This window comes from Streptococcus sp. V919, assembly GCF_054353475.1.
The window spans coordinates 343,465-363,745 of the sequence record NZ_JBTHHY010000001.1 but is presented as its reverse complement, the minus strand read 5'-3'; the positions used below and the strand labels follow the sequence as shown (position 1 = coordinate 363,745).

The 20,281-nt window shown below is 35.5% G+C and carries 23 protein-coding genes, 1 tRNA gene, 2 pseudogenes, 1 CRISPR repeat array and 1 other annotated feature; of the genes and pseudogenes, 9 read left to right on the top strand and 17 right to left on the bottom strand.

From position 1 onward, the window contains the following. Nucleotides 1–7: 7 nt before the first annotated feature. The 3 genes from ACXYSK_RS01905 to ACXYSK_RS01895 form a co-directional block, all read right to left on the bottom strand. On the bottom strand, nucleotides 8–436 hold the full coding sequence (locus ACXYSK_RS01905; protein WP_458624852.1) for a hypothetical protein: 429 nt from the start codon (nucleotides 434–436) through the stop codon (nucleotides 8–10). A gap of 18 nt (nucleotides 437–454) precedes the next feature. Continuing rightward, nucleotides 455–721: a helix-turn-helix domain-containing protein gene (locus ACXYSK_RS01900; protein ID WP_458624851.1), complete on the bottom strand. Its 267-nt coding sequence runs from the start codon at nucleotides 719–721 to the stop codon at nucleotides 455–457. A gap of 73 nt (nucleotides 722–794) precedes the next feature. Next, nucleotides 795–980: a helix-turn-helix domain-containing protein gene (locus ACXYSK_RS01895; protein ID WP_458624850.1), complete on the bottom strand. Its 186-nt coding sequence runs from the start codon at nucleotides 978–980 to the stop codon at nucleotides 795–797. Nucleotides 981–1,123: 143 nt separating this feature from the next. Here ACXYSK_RS01895 and ACXYSK_RS01890 point away from each other — a divergent pair, with 143 nt between their 5' ends. Then, nucleotides 1,124–1,363, top strand: coding sequence for a hypothetical protein (locus ACXYSK_RS01890; RefSeq protein WP_458624849.1), 240 nt, complete (start codon nucleotides 1,124–1,126; stop codon nucleotides 1,361–1,363). A gap of 100 nt (nucleotides 1,364–1,463) precedes the next feature. On the opposite strand, the gene ACXYSK_RS01885 is transcribed toward ACXYSK_RS01890, so the two are convergent. Together ACXYSK_RS01885 and ACXYSK_RS01880 are read right to left on the bottom strand one after the other, a co-directional pair. After that, a complete protein-coding gene (locus ACXYSK_RS01885; RefSeq protein ID WP_458624848.1) occupies nucleotides 1,464–2,183 on the bottom strand; it encodes an ORF6C domain-containing protein in 720 nt (239 codons plus the stop codon). A 3-nt stretch (nucleotides 2,184–2,186) separates the two neighbouring features. After that, nucleotides 2,187–2,402 (bottom strand): transcriptional regulator, encoded by a 216-nt coding sequence (locus tag ACXYSK_RS01880; protein ID WP_224376179.1) that lies wholly within the window; start codon nucleotides 2,400–2,402, stop codon nucleotides 2,187–2,189. A 299-nt stretch (nucleotides 2,403–2,701) separates the two neighbouring features. Here ACXYSK_RS01880 and ACXYSK_RS01875 point away from each other — a divergent pair, with 299 nt between their 5' ends. From ACXYSK_RS01875 to ACXYSK_RS01860, 4 genes are all read left to right on the top strand, one after another. Then, a complete protein-coding gene (locus ACXYSK_RS01875; RefSeq protein WP_458624847.1) occupies nucleotides 2,702–3,073 on the top strand; it encodes a helix-turn-helix domain-containing protein in 372 nt (123 codons plus the stop codon). 46 nt (nucleotides 3,074–3,119) lie between these two features. Beyond that, entirely contained in the window at nucleotides 3,120–3,440 is a 321-nt protein-coding gene (locus ACXYSK_RS01870) for an ImmA/IrrE family metallo-endopeptidase (RefSeq protein WP_458625397.1), read from the top strand. 13 nt (nucleotides 3,441–3,453) lie between these two features. Further along, nucleotides 3,454–3,960 (top strand): hypothetical protein, encoded by a 507-nt coding sequence (locus ACXYSK_RS01865; RefSeq protein WP_458624846.1) that lies wholly within the window; start codon nucleotides 3,454–3,456, stop codon nucleotides 3,958–3,960. Between the two features lie 116 nt (nucleotides 3,961–4,076). Continuing rightward, nucleotides 4,077–5,180: a tyrosine-type recombinase/integrase gene (locus ACXYSK_RS01860; protein ID WP_458625396.1), complete on the top strand. Its 1,104-nt coding sequence runs from the start codon at nucleotides 4,077–4,079 to the stop codon at nucleotides 5,178–5,180. 84 nt (nucleotides 5,181–5,264) lie between these two features. Here ACXYSK_RS01860 and rpmA read toward each other — a convergent pair whose 3' ends face one another. From rpmA to ACXYSK_RS01840, 4 genes and pseudogenes are all read right to left on the bottom strand, one after another. Further along, entirely contained in the window at nucleotides 5,265–5,558 is a 294-nt protein-coding gene (gene rpmA / locus ACXYSK_RS01855; protein ID WP_006149998.1) for a 50S ribosomal protein L27, read from the bottom strand. Nucleotides 5,559–5,574: 16 nt separating this feature from the next. Then, the gene (locus tag ACXYSK_RS01850) at nucleotides 5,575–5,919 is read right to left on the bottom strand and encodes a ribosomal-processing cysteine protease Prp (protein WP_006149980.1); all 345 of its coding nucleotides are present in this window, start codon (nucleotides 5,917–5,919) and stop codon (nucleotides 5,575–5,577) included. A 15-nt stretch (nucleotides 5,920–5,934) separates the two neighbouring features. Further along, nucleotides 5,935–6,249, bottom strand: coding sequence for a 50S ribosomal protein L21 (gene rplU, locus ACXYSK_RS01845; protein WP_003002830.1), 315 nt, complete (start codon nucleotides 6,247–6,249; stop codon nucleotides 5,935–5,937). Nucleotides 6,250–6,284: 35 nt separating this feature from the next. Further along, nucleotides 6,285–6,371, bottom strand: a sequence feature (ribosomal protein L21 leader region). Nucleotides 6,372–6,440: 69 nt separating this feature from the next. Further along, nucleotides 6,441–7,121: pseudogene (locus ACXYSK_RS01840) on the bottom strand (YoaK family protein). Between the two features lie 147 nt (nucleotides 7,122–7,268). Here ACXYSK_RS01840 and ACXYSK_RS01835 point away from each other — a divergent pair. Then, on the top strand, nucleotides 7,269–8,246 hold the full coding sequence (locus ACXYSK_RS01835) for a Gfo/Idh/MocA family protein (protein ID WP_254725777.1): 978 nt from the start codon (nucleotides 7,269–7,271) through the stop codon (nucleotides 8,244–8,246). Beyond that, nucleotides 8,243–9,325: a DEAD/DEAH box helicase gene (locus tag ACXYSK_RS01830; protein WP_458624845.1), complete on the top strand. Its 1,083-nt coding sequence runs from the start codon at nucleotides 8,243–8,245 to the stop codon at nucleotides 9,323–9,325. Before ACXYSK_RS01835 ends, ACXYSK_RS01830 begins: the two co-directional genes overlap by 4 nt. 24 nt (nucleotides 9,326–9,349) lie before the next feature. Here the strand turns inward: ACXYSK_RS01830 and ACXYSK_RS01825 are convergent, their stop codons facing one another. Continuing rightward, complete coding sequence (locus ACXYSK_RS01825) at nucleotides 9,350–9,727, bottom strand: YwiB family protein (protein ID WP_458624844.1); 378 nt, start codon at nucleotides 9,725–9,727, stop codon at nucleotides 9,350–9,352. A gap of 72 nt (nucleotides 9,728–9,799) precedes the next feature. On the opposite strand from ACXYSK_RS01825, the gene ACXYSK_RS01820 reads away from it, so the two are divergent. Beyond that, nucleotides 9,800–11,104 carry an HD domain-containing protein gene (locus tag ACXYSK_RS01820; protein ID WP_458624843.1) on the top strand — a complete coding sequence of 435 codons (1,305 nt, stop codon included), beginning with the start codon at nucleotides 9,800–9,802 and terminating at the stop codon, nucleotides 11,102–11,104. A 12-nt stretch (nucleotides 11,105–11,116) separates the two neighbouring features. Further along, nucleotides 11,117–11,923, top strand: coding sequence for a sugar-phosphatase (yidA, locus tag ACXYSK_RS01815; RefSeq protein ID WP_458624842.1), 807 nt, complete (start codon nucleotides 11,117–11,119; stop codon nucleotides 11,921–11,923). A 71-nt stretch (nucleotides 11,924–11,994) separates the two neighbouring features. Further along, a CRISPR array of direct repeats spans nucleotides 11,995–12,491; the repeat unit is 36 nt; unit sequence GTTGTACAGTTACTTAAATCTTGAGAGTACAAAAAC. Nucleotides 12,492–12,560: 69 nt separating this feature from the next. Here yidA and csn2-St read toward each other — a convergent pair. The 7 genes and pseudogenes from csn2-St to rplS all read right to left on the bottom strand — a co-directional run bounded on the left by csn2-St (nucleotide 12,561) and on the right by rplS (nucleotide 20,168). Then, nucleotides 12,561–13,604, bottom strand: a complete 1,044-nt coding sequence (gene csn2-St / locus ACXYSK_RS01810; RefSeq protein WP_458624841.1) for a CRISPR-associated protein Csn2-St — start codon at nucleotides 13,602–13,604, stop codon at nucleotides 12,561–12,563. After that, a complete protein-coding gene (gene cas2, locus ACXYSK_RS01805) occupies nucleotides 13,601–13,924 on the bottom strand; it encodes a CRISPR-associated endonuclease Cas2 (protein ID WP_003016415.1) in 324 nt (107 codons plus the stop codon). The genes csn2-St and cas2 overlap by 4 nt, the downstream gene beginning before the upstream one ends. A 4-nt stretch (nucleotides 13,925–13,928) precedes the next feature. Next, the gene (cas1, locus tag ACXYSK_RS01800) at nucleotides 13,929–14,837 is read right to left on the bottom strand and encodes a type II CRISPR-associated endonuclease Cas1 (protein ID WP_458624840.1); all 909 of its coding nucleotides are present in this window, start codon (nucleotides 14,835–14,837) and stop codon (nucleotides 13,929–13,931) included. Between the two features lie 178 nt (nucleotides 14,838–15,015). Beyond that, nucleotides 15,016–18,386, bottom strand: a pseudogene (gene cas9, locus ACXYSK_RS01795) (type II CRISPR RNA-guided endonuclease Cas9). 324 nt (nucleotides 18,387–18,710) lie between these two features. Continuing rightward, nucleotides 18,711–19,451 carry a hypothetical protein gene (locus tag ACXYSK_RS01790; RefSeq protein WP_458624839.1) on the bottom strand — a complete coding sequence of 247 codons (741 nt, stop codon included), beginning with the start codon at nucleotides 19,449–19,451 and terminating at the stop codon, nucleotides 18,711–18,713. Between the two features lie 253 nt (nucleotides 19,452–19,704). Then, nucleotides 19,705–19,776: transfer RNA gene (locus ACXYSK_RS01785), tRNA-Arg, on the bottom strand. A gap of 44 nt (nucleotides 19,777–19,820) precedes the next feature. After that, nucleotides 19,821–20,168, bottom strand: coding sequence for a 50S ribosomal protein L19 (gene rplS / locus ACXYSK_RS01780; RefSeq protein ID WP_001068669.1), 348 nt, complete (start codon nucleotides 20,166–20,168; stop codon nucleotides 19,821–19,823). Nucleotides 20,169–20,281: the final 113 nt, after the last annotated feature.

Genomic DNA, 20,281 nt, shown 5'->3' with positions numbered 1-20,281 from the left:
CTAGCTGTCATGCTCGTGCTCCCCACTTTCTTTGATTTTTACGGAAATCCATTGTCATTTCTTTGTAGAGTAAGCGACCGTTTTCTTCTAAAAGACTAGTGTTTTGTCTTTTTAAAATGTCATTGTTGCGAGTTTCTTCTTGATAGTCATTCGCTAGTCTGTCGTAATCTTCAACACACATCTTCAAGTCAGATGGTAGGTCATCGATGGTTGATGAAAGGCCAACAGGTGGCTGTGTGTCGTAAGTTGACTTTCTGTCACAATTTTTTAGATTTCTTCTAGCAATTTCTCTGAAACCCTCTGCTTCTTCAATGATGATCGTTGGTTTTTTTTCTTGCTTGTCTTCATATCGACAAGTAAAAAGCATGATTGCAAAGATGCCGATAAATGTTAGCGATACTCCAAATAATTGGCTTAAAATGTTTGGTTCGTTCATTTTTTCTACTTTCTAATACTAAATTACAAGATTTGCTTGAATAAACTCATCGAGTTCATTCTTGTCAATTCGTTTTGTTCCGTCAATTTTATATAGGTTTAATCCCATTTTTAACCATTTACGAATGGTATTTGTGCTACAATCTGAATAATTAGCAGCACTTTCGATTGAGAGCCATCGTTTCTCAATTGTTTCATGTTCTAATAATTCTTTGAGACATTCTTTAAATTGATCCTTAACAATTAGTTGGATGCCATACTCAAAGTTTTCGCTGAGAATATTCACAATAACCTCCTTATGTGATATAATCAATGTATGTATTTAAGTAAGTACCTGATTTCTGTCAGGTGCTTTTTTGTTATCTAAATTCATCCAAGCTGACTTCCAGTGCATCAGCTATTTTGCACATATTTGGCCAAGAAAGATATTTTACCTTTCCTGTTTTTAAGTCAGAAAAGAAACTACGATTAACTCCAGCCATTTTAGATAACTGACTACCGTTTAAATCTCTCTCCTGCATGATTTTATTTAATTTTTCCCACATTTTTTACCTCTAAACACAATATGTTGTAAAACAATCACATACACTCATGATATGTTGTGAATTTCTGTTTTGTTATGTTATAATATATCTTGGCTAGGACCTCTCACCGTTTTAGTCAAAATTTCAATAGAAAGGAGGAAATCATGGATACAAAAATTTTTATGGAAGTTATTAACAAACACATTGATAAAAATTTTAACTTCAATAACGAGCTCATTGAATTTGTTATTAAGGAATTAAATGCGATGAATCTAAATATTAACAACGATCAAGCGCAACATATCGTTAACATAATAGAATATGTTTCTAAATCAACTTCCAAAAATACAGTCGTCACTATTACTAACTCACTGTTAGAGCTTGGTATTTTAAAGGGTGAATAGCTAAATTTCTAGCCGTAATCCCTGTGGCAATTTTATCTGAGTCAACCTTCAAAGTTGACTCTTTTTTTCCGCTATACGGATATCGGTTTGGTTTCATTATTTATCCTCTCTGAGCTATGTTAAAAGCATTCAAATCCATAATTTTCATCTTAGTGTTGGTACTTGGTTCCCAAGTCATCCAATAGGCAAGTGCTGCTTCTGCGAATTTTTTTGGTAGTAAGTCATATCGACTGATATTGAAATGATCCTTGAAATCAATTTCAGCTTGTCTGAATACTGATTGAGCGAATGTCTTGTCTGCATAAGCTGGACTGTCGATTCCACCAAGACAAGCAACCACTCGAGCCTTACGCTTCTTCAAGAGTGATTGAGCGTAGCTAGGATGGATTGGTTGTTCATTCTTGAGATAGTCGATATCTTCAAGCATTGTGACTTGTTGCTTTCGAAGTTCTTTCTGACCAGTAAATAGAGCAATGAAGGCATCTTCGTCCAAGTCCTCACGAATAAATCCGCCTTGTCTGCGAATGGCTGGAAGAACTTCTGATGTCACCCAACGCTTAAATTCTTTCGCTTGTGGCAATCTGCTAGATAGTATAAGCGAGTATAATCCTGATTCGTTGATGATCAACATGTCTTGCATTCCGCCGCTAGTAGGGATGCCCTGTTTTAGGGCGTCCTCTTCGTCAACGTGAAGAGCAATTGCATTTCTTGCTTTGCTGTATCCTAATATATCTGCAACATCTTTTCCGACGAACCAAGGCTCATCATTAATTGTCATAGTACGGACCTCTTGTCCGTGAAAATTAAATATTTCGTTCATTTTCTACTCCTCAAATTTTTCCCATGATTCTGATATTCCTAATTTTTTTGAAATCTTTAGTTTCAAATCATCAGAACCTTTACCGATGTTAAATAATTCTGTGATAACGCTTGATGTGCGCTTGAATCCAATTGCTTGTGCTAAATCAGCATTATTCCAATTGCGTTCAGCCATTTTTTGTTTTACCAGTTCGTTCCACTTTTGGTGTTGTGTGCTCATGTGTAGCTCCTTTCTTTTTTTAGAGAAACACAAAGCGAAAACTTTTTTATAGAATTTCTTGACTTTTTCTAGACTAAAGTCTATAATCAAGGTATAAGAAAAACATAAACAAAGGACTTTCTAAACCAATCATAACGCTCGCCAAAGCTTTTATTTTTAGTTCGTCTTTTCTCTTTTATTTTCGCTTTATATTTCGCTTTACAATATATATTCTATACTTTTTTATAGAGCTTGTCAACACTTTTCTATACTTTTTTCTAGAATATTTTTTTGTTAAGCGTAGAAAGGTTGATTTAACAATGTTTTCAACGTTTGAAAAAATCAAAGAACTTGCTAAAAAGCGAGGAATTGCTTTGTCAAAACTAGAAGAAACTTTAGGTTATAGTACAAATTATTTTTATTCATTAAAAAAGAAGGCGCCTAATTCTGAGCGACTTCAAGAAATTGCTGAATATTTTAATGTTTCGACCGATTATCTATTAGGTCGAACTGATAATCCTAATGTTGCAGGTGAGATTGTCACTACTGCTGATGGTCGTGCTGTTGACTTGTCCAATCTTCGTGAACGTGTAGTTCTTTTTGATGGTAAACCACTATCAGATGAAGATGTTGACAAGATTGCGCAGATCATTAAACTCTCTTTGGGGGTGTCTGACATTGAAAGTGAATGAGTTGCTGGATGAATACCAGGTCACGCTTTATCTGTTTCCCGAAACAATGTGGGAGCGTAGAGGGTTTTATTTTCCTGATGAGCGCACTATCTATGTGAATGGTAATCTTAGTCAGGAAGAACGAGAAGAGGTTATCCTTCACGAATTAGGACACATAAACCATAACCCAGCGCATTATAAAAGACTGCTCTATAAATACGAAAATGAAGCAGATCGCTTCATGGTTCGTCATCTCATTTCTGAAGAATTGTCTCAATGCGAGCCTTCGGAATTCAATTGGTTAAGTTTTGCTAAAAGGCATAAAATTGCGACAACTTGGGGTGAACAGATGATTCAAGAAGAATTTTATAGATTGACAGGTAGTTAAAAGGAGAAGAAATATGGATAAATTTAACAATTCTAAACCAGTTTATAAAAGAATATGGTTTTGGGTGCTGATTGCTATCGTGTCTATTGGTGTTGTGAATGGTATTCTAAACACTCCATCTAAAAATACTGCTGCTAAAACTGAAAAAACAACATCGACAACGGTTGAACAAAAATTCAAAATGACTAAAGAATTAGGTGAGGAATTCGCTTTATACTTTAAAGAGAATGCTGAAGTTCTAGATAAAGGTGAAAAGGTTGATTTTGTTCCTGGAGGGGATGATAAAAACCTTTCTGTACGAATCGGAGAGAGTTGGAAGAATGAAAGCACTAGTCGCAAGATCTATATTTCAAATGAATTTTTGAAAGCTAAGAATACCATTTTTGAAAAGTGGGCTCAAGAAAAAGGCTACAATGTTGATTTAGAAAAAGATACACCTCAACTACTGGTTTATACCTCTGATTCTGCTAAAACTCAAATTTCTCAAGAGTATAAAGGAGAAATGAAAATACTGAAATAAAAAAATCCCCACACCAGCCTGCAAGCAAAGATGTGAGGATGTACTGTATAGAAAAGAATGGCATTAAAAAGCCCTCTTTACTATACCCATTTTACCAAGAAATGAGGGAAAAAGCAATGATTGGCAAGTACGAAAAAGGTGGTTCTACTGCTTATTATTTTAAAGCATATCATGGAATAGATCCACTTACGAATAAAAAGATAATTACGAAAAGACGAGGATTTAAAACAGAGCGAGAAGCAAGGCTTGCAGAAGCAAAGTGCTTGACTGAATACGAGAAGAAAAGTTTTAGGTCTAAGAATACTACTACTACTTTTCAGCAAGTTTATGAGATCTGGAAAGAGCATTATAAACATACTGTGAAAGAGTCAACTTATGTCAGTCAAGTGAATATTGCTGATAAGTGGATTATTCCTAATTTTGGAGATAAGCCAATCAATAAAATTAGTCTATCTATGTGTCAGGCTCAAGTTAATAAGTGGGCGGATGAGTATAAAAGATTTTTTGGAATCATCAGCATAGCAAATCAAATCTTTGATTATGCCATTTCAATGGAACTCATCGAAAACAATCCAATGAGAAAGACCTTGAAACCTAAAAGACAAAAAAATAATACGGATGAGCTTGAAAAATTCTACAACAAAGAAGAGCTACAAGAATTCTTTGAGATTGTTAAAAGTTTTGATGATGTAGAAATGCTGACTTATTTTAGATTACTAGCTTTCACAGGTATGAGAAAAAATGAAATAAGTGCTTTGAGGTGGTCTGATGTCGATTTGAAGAATGGCCAGATTACTGTCAAGCAAACACTGGCAAAAGGTGAAGATAATAAACTAATCTTCCAAACACCAAAAACCAAAAAGAGCGCTCGGACAATTACTCTGGATCCAAAGACCATCGAAGTCTTAAAAGAATGGCACAAATTTAGTACCAAAGGACTCCTTTTTAAAAATGAAGATGGAGGTCCTAGGAGTGTTGTTCATGTCAACAATATGCTGAATAGGATTTGGAGGAAGTACCCAGAATTTAAGCGAATCACACCTCATGGGTTTAGGCACACACATTGTTCTTTACTCTTTGAAGCTGGAGCTACTATAAAGGAAGTTCAGGAGCGACTTGGTCACGAGAATATCCAAACAACAATGGATATATACGCTCACGTAACCCAAAAAGCAAAAAATGAAGTAGCAAATAAATTTGCTACCTATATCGGATTTTAAATATGGGTACCAAACTGGGTACCAAAACAAAAAATAGGCTTTCCGAAAATCTCGGAAAGCCTTATTTAATGGTGTATAGAGCGATTATTTAGCGATCGGGTAAACAGAAACTTGTTTTTTATCGCGACCTTTACGTTCAAAGCGTACCACGCCTTCAACTTTAGCGAACAAAGTATCGTCTCCACCACGACCAACGTTTACACCTGGATAGATGTGCGTACCACGTTGACGGTAAAGGATTGATCCACCAGTTACAGTTTGTCCGTCAGCTGCTTTAGCTCCAAGACGTTTAGCTTGTGAATCGCGTCCGTTTGATGTAGAACCTCCACCTTTTTTGTGGGCGAAAAGTTGCAAGTTGCTAAGAGTCATTTTTAACATAATGTTTTCCTCCGTGTTAGTTTTCTGTGATAACTCTGGTTTGGACGAACTCAGAAGAGTTCTCCGATAAGTTTGCCATACCTAAGAAAAATGATTCGAAGAATAACTGCGTCATTTCTCTCTGGTGTGAAGGAAGATCAGTTGGAATTTCAACCATCAGATAACCACCTTCATCTTCGTTTAATTCTAAGATTGGTTCGTAGCCTGCAAATTTCTCAATGGAATTGATAAAGTTTATGGCAAGCGTAGAAACCGATGCACACACGACATCTAGGCCGTATTCGCCACTCTCGGCGTGTCCAGTAATCTCCGCACTCCTCAGCTCGCCATCTTCGGCTCTCTCAAAGACTGCTTGTATCATGTGTTCTCCTTAAAATTAAGCGTTGATTGCGTTGATGACAACTTTTGTATATGGTTGACGGTGACCTTGTTTACGATGGCTACCTTTTTTAGGTTTGTACTTGTAAGTAACAACTTTCTTTTGTTTTCCTTGTTTTTCAACAGTTCCAACAACAGTAGCTCCAGAAACAAGTGGAGTTCCAACAACAGTGTTTTCACCACCAACAAGAACAACTTCGTTAAAAGTAACTTCTTGACCAGCTTCAACGTTCAATTTTTCAACGTAGATAGCTTGACCAACTTCAACTTTAACTTGTTTTCCGCCAGTTTTGATAATTGCGTATGTGCTCATCATGCACCTCCTATGATTTTTATGGGTTTCCCCGTATTTTTGTGAAGACTCGCCTAGCATCGTGGGACGAACCACTTATACTTGAAAATCAAGCAACGATGTTCGTGCGGTTGCACAGGAACGTGCATAGTCAACTCTAAAAGTATAACATGTTTCTAATTTTTTGACAAGTATTTTCACTCAAAATGATACTATTTCTCATTCTTTTTTCGAAAAGAAGATAAAAGCATACTCAGATAAAAAACGCTCATCATGATTGGCAGACCTAATATGGTATTTTCAGTGAAAAAAATTGTCAAGTAAGCTGAAAAAACTACCCCAAAGACAAAACTACTAAGCAGACTCACAAAGATCAGCCCCTCAAATAAAAACGGAGTATGTTTGGTCCGCACGTATTCCCCGAAAGCCAACATAGTGCGTTTGATATTTCCTGTCATAAACGCATTGTTATAGGCAATGCCAGAAACCTGACCAAAGGCTGTTGTCACTAGTCCCATACAAAAAGCAAGGGGAGGAACAATGTAGATATTGTCAACCGTTAAGGGAACAAAGCCTATAATCAAGGACAAAATAGCAAGCGGGAACAGCGATAAGATTGGTTTTTTTACCACACGTAATTTTTCCTTATAGACTGTCAGCAGAAAGACACCCATCATGAAAGAAAGCAAGGTCATGACTTTTGTACTTGCATCTGATACATTATCTTGAATGAGTCAAACGGAAAGAAATACAACATTTCCCGTTTGTCCAGCAACCAAGGTATTCCCCCTTACAATAAACGTATAGGCATCCACATAACCTGCACAGAAAGTCAAAAAAAGCGCCAATCTTTTTGAATGACGAGAAATTTTTCTCATAGGTAATAATCTCATACTAAACTCCTAGTTTTACTATCTCTATTGTACCATTTTTTCATGGAAATTCGAAGCTTCAAAACAAAAGAATTACCTATCTTAAGCTAGTTGACTCTTTCTATGATATAATGAAATCAATTATTACTGACAGAAAAAGGAGTTTCCATGCTAAAACTAGGTATAATCGGAACTGGCGCAATCAGCCATCATTTTATCGATGCAGCCCATACTAGTGGAGAATACCAACTAGTTGCAGTCTATTCAAGAAAAATTGAAACTGCAGAAAAGTTTGCTTCTCACTATCAAGATGTAACATTATTTGACCAGTTAGAAGATTTTTTCAAACACCCTTTTGATGTCGTCTATATTGCTAGTCCAAATTCCCTACACTTTAGTCAGGCTAAAATTGCCTTAGTTGCTGGAAAACATGTCATCCTTGAAAAACCAGCTGTGACTCAGCCAAAGGAATGGAAAGATTTATTGCAAACAGCTCAGAAAAATCAACGGTTCATCTTTGAAGCGGCACGAAACTACCACGAAGAGGCTTTCGCTACAATTAAAGACTTTCTTGCAGACAAACATGTTTTAGGAGCAGACTTTAACTATGCTAAATATTCATCTAAGATGCCTGAACTCCTTGCTGGCAATACTCCTAACGTTTTCTCAAACCGTTTTGCTGGTGGTGCTCTCATGGATTTAGGAATTTACCCACTCTATGCTGCTATTCGCTTATTTGGAAATCCAACTCGTGCAACCTATCAAGCTCAGCAACTAGACAACAGTATTGATCTAAACGGAGACGGTATCCTCTCCTATCCTGATTATCAAGTTCATATCAAAGCAGGAAAGAATATCACTTCTAATCTTCCTTGCGAGATTTATACGACTGACGGCACCTTGACTCTCAATACAATCGAGCATATCCAATCAGCTATTTTTACAGAACATCAAGGAAAGGAACTTCATCTTCCTATCCAGCAGGCACCTCACACTATGACCGAGGAAACTGTTGCTTTTGCACATATGATTAACCAACCAGACCAGACTCTCTACCAGCAATGGCTTACCGATGCAACAGATGTTCATCAAGTGCTTTATACCATGCGACAAGATGCTGGCATTAGATTTGAGGCAGAAAAATGAAAACGAAACTACCAAACGAATGGCAAAAATTGATTGACCAACTAGGTTTCCAAGAATTCACTCCCATTCAAGAACAACTGTTTAATCCTATTTTAGAAGGAGAATCACTCCTCGGAGTTAGTCCAACCGGAACGGGAAAAACCTTAGCTTACCTACTCCCGAGTCTTTTAAAACTCCACAAGAAAAAAGCGCAGCAACTGTTGATTTTAGCTCCTAACACTGAACTGGCTGGACAAATTTTTGATGTCACCAAAACTTGGGGCGAAGCTATCGGCTTGACTGCTCAGCTATTCCTTTCAGGTTCAAGCCAGAAACGTCAGATTGAACGTCTGAAAAAGGGACCAGAAATCTTGATTGGAACTCCTGGTCGAATCTTTGAACTCATCAAATTGAAAAAAATCAAGATGATGAATGTAGAGACTATTATTCTTGATGAATTTGATCAGTTGCTTGACGATTCACAGATTCATTTTGTTGAAAAAATTACCCATTACGCACCTCGTGACCACCAACTCATCTATATGAGTGCCACTACCAAGTTTGATCAAGATAAGATTGCAGCTAACACGCGCACCATTGACCTCTCTGATCAAAAGTTGGACAACATTCAACACTTCTACATGCAAGTAGACCAACGTAACCGAGTAGATATGCTTCGGAAACTAGCACATGTCGATGACTTCCGTGGACTCGTCTTCTTTAACAGCTTGTCAGACCTTGGAAGCGCTGAAGAAAAATTGCAGTATCGTGATATTTTAGCAGTTTCGCTTGCGAGCGATGTCAACGTTAAATTTAGAAAAGTTATCTTAGAAAAGTTCAAAGATAATCAACTGACACTCCTTCTTGCGACAGACCTTCTAGCTCGTGGTATCGACATTGATAGTCTGGAATGCGTGGTTAACTTTGACGTCCCAAGAGATATCGAAACCTATACTCACCGCGCTGGACGTACTGGACGTATGGGCAAAGAAGGCTATGTTATTACCCTCGTGACACATCCAGAAGACCTCAAAAAACTGAAGAAATTTGCAAGTGTACGGGAGATCGTCTTAAAAAATCAAGAACTCTATATCAAATAAGGTTGGCTTTCGCCAACCTTATTCTTATCCCCAAGTAATTTCTAAACGGTAGTCCGCAAATGGAACTCCTTCTTTGTTTTGCAATTGATAGGCTAGTTCAAGCTTTTCTTCAACAACTTCATAATGGCTTGTTTGGATGATAAACTCCTGCATACCCATAGGCGTTGGAATATAGGCTAAACTATCAGAATCCTTGAGAAAACGCATGATGGTCTTGGGATTTGAGAAACGTGACATGACCAGTTCCTCTCCATTAAATTTCAAAACTACCTTTTCTTGCTCCTCATTGTAGAAAAAGAGATAAGAAAAATCCCCCTTCTCACGTAGTTCTACATCATAAAGTTGGTCGATTACTTCCAATTGTTCATCGAACTGGATAGTATTTCTCATTCTAATCTTCACAAGAGTTCCTCTTTCTTCTCACTTATCCCTACTATTTTACCAAAAAGCCAAGGAATTTGCTATAATGGTCTTATGAATGAAAAAGTATTTCGTGACCCTGTTCACAACTATATCCACGTCAACAATCAGGTCATTTACGACTTGATCAATACCAAAGAATTTCAACGACTCCGTCGTATCAAACAGTTAGGGACATCTAGCTATACCTTCCATGGTGGAGAGCATAGTCGTTTTTCTCACTGTTTGGGTGTCTATGAAATTGCCCGTCAAATCACTGAAATTTTCGAAGAAAAATACCCGGAAGAATGGGATTCCAATGAATCTCTCTTGACCATGACTGCAGCACTTCTCCACGACCTTGGACATGGTGCCTACTCTCATACTTTCGAAAATCTCTTTGATACTGACCATGAGGCAATTACTCAGGAAATAATCCAAAGCCCTGAGACAGAGATTCACCAGGTTCTTTTGCAGGTTGCTCCTGACTTTCCTAAAAAAGTTGCTAGCGTTATCGACCACACTTATCCAAACAAACAGGTCGTACAACTGATTTCAAGTCAGATTGATGCAGACCGCATGGATTATCTCCTTCGTGACTCCTACTTCACCGGTGCATTTTATGGTCAGTTTGATTTGACACGGATCCTTCGTGTCATTCGTCCTGTTGAAAATGGTATCGCCTTTCAGCGTAATGGAATGCATGCCATCGAGGACTATGTCCTCAGCCGTTACCAGATGTACATGCAAGTATATTTCCACCCAGCTACACGGGCCATGGAGGTTCTTCTGCAAAATCTTTTGAAACGTGCCAAAGAACTCTATCCAGAAAATAAAGAATTCTTCGCTCTTACTTCGCCTCATCTCCTTCCATTTTTTGAGAAGAATGTAAGCTTAGCTGACTATCTTGCCCTAGATGATGGTGTGATGAATACTTACTTCCAACTCTGGATGACAAGTACAGACAAGATTTTGGCTGACCTTTCCCAACGTTTCATCAATCGGAAGGTCTTTAAATCTATTACTTTTTCTCAGGAAGACCAGAATCAACTTGAAATCATGCGAGGTTTAGTAGAAGAAATTGGTTTTGACCCCAACTACTACACTGCTATTCATAAGAATTTCGACCTTCCTTACGATATATATCGACCAGAATCTGAAAATCCTAGAACGCAAATTGAGATTGTTCAGAAAAATGGTCAGTTAGCTGAACTTTCTAGTCTTTCACCTATCGTCCAATCTCTTGCAGGAAGTCGTCATGGTGACAACCGTTTCTACTTCCCTAAAGAAATGCTGAATCCAAACAATATTTTTGCTTCTACCATTCAACAATTTTCACATTTGATTGAGAATGATCATTTTACTCCAGACAAGAAATAACAGAGGAAATTTATGAGTATTAAACTAATCGCCGTCGATATCGATGGTACCCTAGTCAATAGCAAGAAAGAAATTACGCAAGAAGTCTTTGCAGCTATCCAAGATGCCAAACAAGCTGGAGTTAAGGTTGTGATTGCAACAGGTCGTCCTATTGCTGGTGTTGCTAAACTCCTTGACGAACTAAAATTAAGAGATGAGAGGGATTATGTTGTAACCTTCAACGGTGCTCTTGTTCAGGAAACTGCTACAGGACATGAGATTATCAGTGAATCCTTGTCCTACGAAGACTATCTAGATATGGAATTTCTCAGTCGAAAACTAGGAGTTCACATGCATGCCATCACTAAGGATGGTATCTATACTGCCAATCGCAATATCGGAAAATATACCGTACACGAATCAACCCTCGTCAACATGCCTATCTTTTACCGCACTCCTGAAGAAATGGCTGACAAGGAAATCGTTAAGTGTATGTTCATCGATGAACCAGAAATTCTAGATGTCGCGATTGAAAAGATTCCTGCAGAATTTTATGAACGCTACTCTATTAATAAATCAGCTCCATTCTACCTCGAACTTCTCAAAGAAGGTGTAGATAAGGGCTCAGCTATTACACATCTAGCTGAAAAACTAGGATTAACAAAAGATGAGACTATGGCTATCGGGGATGAAGAAAATGACCGTGCCATGCTCGAAGTCGTTGGAAATCCAGTTGTTATGGAAAATGGAAATCCAGAACTCAAAAAAATCGCCAAATACATCACTAAATCAAATGATGAATCAGGTGTAGCCCATGCTATTCGTACTTGGGTCTTGTAAAAATATTAGAATACACAGAAACCGCTCTACTGAGCGGTTTTTACAATATTAGAACTCAATTTCAAGTATTTGTTGTACAGTTACTTAAATCTTGAGAGTACAAAAACTGGCTTTTGGTTGTTCAGGTTCGTTCATATGTTGTACAGTTACTTAAATCTTGAGAGTACAAAAACTGCCAATGAGCCAATTGTAAGTTGTTGATAGTTGTACAGTTACTTAAATCTTGAGAGTACAAAAACTTACTTTCTGTTTCAGTGATCACTAGGTTGGTTGTACAGTTACTTAAATCTTGAGAGTACAAAAACTGCCACCGTCACCGTCTAATTTTTCATATTGTTGTACAGTTACTTAAATCTTGAGAGTACAAAAACCTAGACGACTGATTTATTCGTTCATATTGGGTTGTACAGTTACTTAAATCTTGAGAGTACAAAAACAGATCAACCAATTCAAGACCACGTTTGAAGGTTGTACAGTTACTTAAATCTTGAGAGTACAAAAACTAGGGGGCGTGGTTACAGTTATTGGTAAGGTTGTACAGTTACTTAAATCTTGAGAGTACAAAAACCTCAAATTCGTCAATTTTGGTTTTTGTAGCTCAAAACCATTATAAAGTCTTAGAGCTAACTCGTCAATACTATTCTTCTAAATACTTTAATAACATTGGATTAACAGGCTTAATATGGAATTTTATTTTCATTTCATACTGGTACAGATTGTTTAATATCCTCAATGCCACTTGATCTTCAATTGATAAACTCATATGGAAAATGTCAGAATTAAATAAGTAAGGTCCAATCTTTCTTAAAGATGATAAAAAATCTTGCTTACTAGGTATTTGATTTATTGGATATTGATTAGTAAAACGTTCGTACATAAATTCTAATGAATAAAAATGATCAACGTAATCTGAAACAATATTAATCTTCTCTAGTACTTCTTTCGTGACATGAAGATAACCTTCATTTGAAGGAAATGAAATAGTGTATAACAAGTTACAGTGAATGGTTAATCGCTCTAATTGTTCACAACACTCAACAAATTCCTTATAAGATAAATAATCATCCATATTTCGGAGAACAAGTAATACCTTTTCAGATTGATCCGTAATCACTACTTGCAACATCGAAAGGAATAATAAAAACTTTGTCTTATTGTCAACAAATTCAAAGGATATATTTTTATCGTTCTGTCCAAAATAGGGTAGAAAATTTTTTTGGATCAATTGGTCTGCATTAAAATATTTCGCTTCTGTATGATAGTAAATACCATCTAGTTGTAGATTCAAATTCTGATTCAACAGCAAAGAAATCCTATCTAGATGATCATTGATATTTTCAATTTGCTCCATCATCTCCACTGTATTAATCTTTTTCTTTAGATAATCATAAGCTATAGTTCCTTTTTTATACTCCATCTGCTCGATTAGATCATTGATATTCGATAGTTGGATCACTCTGAATTCCGAACGGGAAACCACCGTATCGTCTATTAAGATTTTAGGTTCATTTTGTTCGAATAGTACTAAGTCTTCTTCACTATATTTTTTTCCTCCAAAATACCATAACAGGATTTGCCAAATATAGTACTTTAATTGTTGATCTTGGCCAACAACTTGAGTAAATTGTCCAAAACTCAATGTAATATTATCCTTGTATGGATGACTGATATTCATTTTCATATAACTACCAACTTATTATCACTGACTACTTCTTCTTGTTTTGTTTTTCCACCAATGATCAAAACCATTTCAGAAAACTGTTTCTCCGTAACCGCTAGTAAACGGACATTTCCACTAGGTAAATTACTTTGGCTTAATTTTTTATAGAATTTACTAGCAAAACTTCGATTTGGACACGTTCTATAATAAACTGAAAACTGCAACATTTCAAATCCATTAGCAATTAGATCTTTCCGAAAATTACGATAGATTCTTTTTTCTTGGTTCGTATCCATAGGAAGATCAAAAAAACACAATAACCTCAATGCTTCATACCTCATTTCTTCAGCTCCATTCTACACTAGAAACGATCGGACAGTAGAATTTACTCGTATCCTTATCCGAAATACATTTTAAAAACCCCTTAACATATTTATCCATTGCTACCGTTACTGAACAGGTTTCTTTTCCATAACGAATTTTTGCATTCAGTGTATCCGTTAAAGCTAAACGAAACTCATATTTTAAATATTCTTCATCCAGTAAATTTTGATAAACCCAGACATCAATAATTTGTCTAAAAGGTTCCATTAAGTCATCTACCAAATTAAATTGATTGTATTCATTTTTATGAAAAATTCCGATTAAGGGATTTAACCCATAGCCAGCAATAATACGTGCCATTTGTGCTCTCATGATCGAATAGCCATAATTTAGACCTGCATTGATGACGTCAGTTTCTTGTTGGGTGAGACGTACAAACTTCTTTCCAAACAATTCATTGAAATAAACTTTTGCTGCGTGTCCTTCACGATTAGTTTTATCTCCAAATTCAATATGGTCTTTGTAGTCCGCTAATAACTGGATACAATCGATATTTTTCTCAAACATTGAGAGAACATCTTGCTGATTGTTTATTTTAAAATAGGTAACTATCTGCCATAATTTATCTTTTTGTTCCTGCGTCCACAATAATTGTTCCTGTAACTTTTTATAGGCTCTAAAATGGCCATTTTGTGAATGGTAAATTCCTGTTGGCAAATGCTCATTATCACAGACAATTAAGGCAATATTATACTTACTTAAGGCACTTAACAATCTTAAGGTTACAACCGTTTCTCCTCCTTCTGCTACAATGATAGAAATATCACTCAAGGGGATAACGTAATCTTCGCCCATCTTCTTAATCAAAAGATTATCCAACTTTAATTGCATTCTTTCACTCTGACAAACATGTACAATTCTCCAAGTCATTATTTTTATCCTCTTTACAAAACGAAAACACCCCGCATAAATGACAGGGTGTTGAATTCGGCATGAAGCCTTATCTTTGTAGCTTCTGCAAGATTTAAGTAACTGTGTAAGGCGTCCCTTACAGTTACTATTATAATACATTGTAAAAGCGTTTGCAACTCTTTTTAAAAAATATTTTTTAAAATTTGAGTTTTGGTTCTTCACCCTCTTTTTTGATGAAATGTTTATTACCCAAAACATCTGTTTTAACTTTATAGATTGAGATATCTTTTTTATTTAGCCCTTTAATACAGCGACCATTAGATGTAGTATCAAATACTCTAATTCTTTCTTTACCTTCAAAATTTCCTTTATCATAAGGCTTTAATTCGACATAGTTTTTTTGATTAGGCATTGTTCTCGATAAAAACCTAAAAATTTGTTCTTCATTATTTTTGGTATCCCTAATCAAAATTAAGTCATTTTTATATAAGGTAAATTTGAATTCTGACTCCCTGCTAACTCCTTCTTTTTCTTTAATTTCATTATATTTATCAATAGTTATAGAATAGTTCCCAGTCTTCTTTTCAAATTGTAAATCTGCATATTTTAATCCTAATAGTTCATATTTATCAGTTTGTGGATTGAAATAGACATCTGTTCTCCAAGGATTTAATTGACGAAGTATAACTTTATTTTTACTATTAGAGGGAGTTATGTTAATAAATGATTCTGGAATATTTTTATCATAATATTTCAGGCTTTTAATTTCTGGACCATTACCTTTTCTGCTATATTTTCTGATTGGTCCATTTTCTTGTCTATATTTCTCAAAAGGATTGCAAGGAACTTCTTTATTCTTATCGTTAAATTCTTTAGAAGGATAGGTTCTTAAAATCTCTTCAATTGCCTTCTCAAATGTTTGTGGATCTTTGTGATACATTAAGAATCTACTTTTATCTTTATTGTAAATTTTAATAAATGCATCGTATCCCGCTTGACTATAAATATCTTTAATCTTACCTAAAACATAAGTTTCTTCAGATTTATCCTTATCTAATTTCGCTTTTCTTGTTGCGTAAATAGTTGCATCTGAAATTTTTCGGTTATATTTTGAATCTACTTGATAAGAAAATAGAATGCTATCTTCAAATTTCTTAGATTTCAATGTATCAACAAAATGATCATATGGTGCTTTGAACACTAACTCTTTGTATTCATCGTCACTCAATGAAATAATTTCACCAGTTTCTTGATCCACGAATTGCCCGTCTTTATAAGAGATCAAAGGATTATTTTGTTTTTTCCATAATCTTAATTGACTAGATGCAGCAATGAAGCATGATGGTGATAGGTCTCACGAGATTTTTCAAGTCCCCACTTTCTTCTGAGTTGCGAAGTAAATTGCCCACGTACCACAGAAATAGTTGTATCGAATTGATGCTCCTTATAAAAATCTTGTAGAGCATTTAGAACAACGCGAGAAGAATAACGAGTATCTACTAAATTTCGTTCAATAAATTTATGTTTCACCTCAATCTTACTAATGTCTTCTTCCGTTAAAAGATATTCCTTCTTTTTATTACCTAATAATTTAGAATCTTTTACATATGATTTAAACTCATGGTAAGACCAAGCATCATCCATACTATCTAAAGCCTGAAACGGTGTCCGTTGTCCCTTTTCTTGGTTAGCTGTAGCAAGTACCAATACTTTATTGGATAAACTATCATCAAAAGAAAGAGACAAAGGTAAAATATGATCAATTTCATACTTATACTGATTTTGAATCAAATCTGAAATTGGAATATTCTTCCCAGTGTAAAGGCACTTTTCTCCTTGTTGATGCCATAAACGAATCTTAGTTGCTAATTCTTTATGCCCCTGAAAAATATTATCTGGTAACTCTTTTTTCCCATTGTATTGGAATGCAGCCTTTTCTATAGCAGCGTTTTTCTCATCTTGATTTGCCTTTTGACGTTTTATATAATCCTTTTTAGCATCTTCTTCGTTATTTTCACGCGCCATTTCGATAACGATATTATCAAAGATACCATATTTTTTAGTTGCTTCGTTGATTATCTTTATTGCCTGTCTGACAGATTTTGCTACTACAGGGTTATAAATTTCCTCTGTTAATTCTTTTTCATCAATATACTTGGTTCGTTTTGAGGTCTCTTTAGATTTTTGTTTCCCTAGTCGTGTGAGAATTGTTATTTGTTCTTCTGGAGTCTCATAGAGCTCTGGTATAAATTCCTTCATGAGTTTAAGAGAAAAATTATGCCATCCCTTACTAAATAGATTACTATTATTTTTTCTAAATTGAACCAATTCCAGTACTTGATCTTGATTAAATGTACCCTTTAACTTCGTGTTGATAGCTTCTTCTATACCTTCTCGTTCAGTATTTAGAGTTAAAATATGAGCAACCTCATCTAGAACTTCTCTAGATAATTTCCCAACTGAAATTGTTTCTAGCGATTGCATTTTTCGGTAGACTTCAAAAGTATGCATTTCAGGTTTATTGTTTACATCAACTCGAAAACCACGTATCTGATCTACTGAAGCATCAATCATCTTAGCAATATATTTCAGTAAGGTTGAAGCTCCTAATGTTTTAGCCGACTTAGCATATTCAATAATAGTTTTCTTTTGTTCCTCACTTAGTTTCTTGGTTTCTGTGGGAACAGTTAAATTATTTAAATCATTAAGTAAATTAAACTCTTGAGCAGTATAGGAAGCTTTTGAAGCACGATATTCATCAGGATAAAAGGTACATTTACCAATTAAAACACCAAAAATATTATCTAATGTTATGTACTTACCTTCAGAATCTTTCTTAGTAGTATACCTTCCATAATCAGTCCGTGATTTTTTATTTCCTGGCCCATGATAGTATTTTCTTTTACCTGTAAGGATTGTCAAATAATCATCTATAAAGTCATCCGTAATCTTATTATTGAATTCTTGTTGTTTTCTAAGAATTCTTTCAGCTTCTTTTCTATAAGCTGATGTTGAAAAAACATTGATCAGTCTGCGTTTTTCACCATTTTCTTCAACAGTGAAATCTCCTCTAACCTGACCATATTTTTCGAATCGTTCTAGTTGAATTTGACCTGGTGTCTGTTCCGAAAGTAATTTTCTATTTTCTTCAACTGCCTTCCCGTAATCAGACGATACTGTACCGCTATCCTCAGAAGCATCATCCAAATAGCTAATGCCACGTCTCTTAATAATATTCTTTAAAGCAATAAACAACTCTTCATTAGTTAATTGATTATCCAACCCTTGTACACGAAGTTGATAAGGATTTAGATTAATGGACACCTTAGAAAAATCAGTTAACAAACCAGAGTCTTCAAATAAATCATGAAGCCGAACACTACGATGTTTTTTCCGACGAGTTAATCTTCTCCCACCTCTAAAGTTCCTTCTTTCAACATTATTGTCAGCTGTTGCAGCTGAAAAAAGTCGAGAATTCGAATGGACAATCTCACCAGTTTCTTTTTTTATAATACCTACACCTACTGAAGCAATACCAATATCCAATCCTAAAACCAAACCATTCATAATAAAACCCCTATCCAATCATTATATTAACTACATTTTACTCCTTCACTCCTAAAAAATCAAACCATTATATGCTAAATCTGGAATATTTTACTATTTTTTTTCTAGCTCCAATTCACGATATTTCTTCATCATCTCAAACAAAAAAACACTGGTTATCCAGTGTTTTTATTTCTAGTTCTGCCCCCTGCAGGAATCGAAAAATAGGTTTCAAACCCTTGATTTAAAGGCTTTTCTAACTTCCTTGGTCAATTTTTGGTCAAAAATTTGCTTATTTTTTATTCTGATAAATTCGCTTAACTGCTTTCTTAACTATTTTTATTTTTAAGCTAATTCATCGCTATCAGGGTGCTTCTTTATATAAATAGCTGCATAAATAGCATCTATAACAACAGCTGGGAAAGTCAATGTAAATAGAATTCCCAATAAGACACCCATAATATTTACAACATAGCCAGTTAACAGAGCTGGAATAAACGTAACAACTCCAAAGATTACACTAAAATTGAACAGCAGTTCTTTCTTCTTACTCTTTGCTTTAACACCGTAAGTTTCCCACTGGTTAATCTTCCAAACTTTCCCCTGATTCTTTGGGAGATAATACCAAGCATAGAGACCACATGCAAAGATAAAAAGCAACAACATTGGAATAACATAGAATAGACTCAAATCCGAATCGTAGACAGTTCGTGCACTAATAGAATCTCCGTCGTTTGTGACGAACATCAATAGTGTGATAAAACATAAGCAGACCAACACTGTCCAAGACACTAAAGCAATTAAAATGTAGGTCAAAGACTTAAAGCGGTTTATCAAAGAGTTAAAACGTCCAAAGAGAACACTCACTACATTAATGATGACACAGGTAAGAAATATAACTTTAATAATTCCAATATTATCCTCATAACCACCACCAAAATATAAAAACAAACTAATAGGTAGAATAATCCAAGGGTAAAATTTAATATAACCTAGGCTGACACCATCTTCAATCAACGGCCCGTGGTATCTTTCTCTTTCTATATCAGTAATCTTTGCTTTATTTTTTCTATTTATCTTTGCCATTAACTAAACCACCTTCCTATTGTTTTTAAGCCATCGCCAATTGCATCTGTTGTTTTTATTAAGGCATTCCTAGCAGCATCTGTTACAGATTGATTATTTAATTCATTAGTCCGATCTCATAATCAGGAGAGAAATCTCAATCAAATTAGTACTTATACTTTCTCCTATTATACCACACCATGGATATCTTATGAATGGTTCAAAATTTGGTCAAAAAAAAACACTGGTAATCCAGTGTTTTTGTGACTAGTACTGCACCCTGCAGGAATCGAACCTGCAACTACTCCTTAGGAGGGAGTTGTTATATCCATTGAACTAAGGGAGCTAGAGAAAAACCCTGCCGTATGAGCAGAGTTTTTTATCATCGAATTAACGACGGATTTCTTTGATACGAGCTGCCTTACCTTGAAGAGCACGCAAGTAGTACAATTTCGCACGACGTACTTTACCGTAACGAACAACTTCGATCTTTTCAACACGTGGAGTGTGAATTGGGAAGATACGTTCAACACCTACACCGTTAGAGATTTTACGAACTGTGTAGTTTTCTGAGATGCCAGCACCTTTACGTGCAATAACAACACCTTCAAAAATCTGGATACGTTCACGGTTACCTTCGACAACTTTCGCGTGTACACGAACAGTGTCACCAGGACGGAATGAAGGGATATCTGTACGAAGTTGACCTTCAGTCAAGCTTTGGATTAATGGATTCATTTTATTCTCCTATCTTTGTCAATCTTGAGGAAACTTCCTCAGCGGATAAACTGTATTTTTGTGCGTCCATTACACACAAGATACAGTTTACCAAATTTCATAGAAAAAGTAAA